Source organism: Pseudomonas sp. E45-MNA-CIBAN-0222, assembly GCF_040310405.1.
GTDB classification, from domain to species: Bacteria; Pseudomonadota; Gammaproteobacteria; order Pseudomonadales; family Pseudomonadaceae; genus Stutzerimonas; species Stutzerimonas stutzeri_AC.
The window spans coordinates 1-261 of record NZ_JBEOPU010000139.1 but is presented as its reverse complement, the minus strand read 5'-3'; the positions used below and the strand labels follow the sequence as shown (position 1 = coordinate 261).

General features: G+C 44.1%; 1 protein-coding gene. It reads right to left on the bottom strand.

Going from position 1 to position 261, the window contains the following annotated elements:
- The coding region (locus AAEZ08_RS23070; RefSeq protein ID WP_500125200.1) for a hypothetical protein at positions 1-227 on the bottom strand (227 nt) is incomplete at its 3' end.
- Between the last annotated feature and the right edge of the window lie 34 nt (positions 228-261).

Genomic DNA, 261 nt, shown 5'->3' with positions numbered 1-261 from the left:
TAGATAGGCTGCGGGAACGACGCTCCTGCACCTGTAATATTCATAGCGATATTTTCAGCAGATTTAAAATCTGACGTAGCAGAAGATGCTGTCTGAGAGGTTGTTTCAGCTGTTGTCACAGCGCTACTGCTAGTATCAGCAGTTGGCTCCGCCGTATCTGTTGACTTATTACACGCCGTAAGCATTAATGTACAACTGACGGCCACTGCTAATAACGAATAACGCATGTAGGACTCCTGAAGTTTAACAACGGTATAAAAA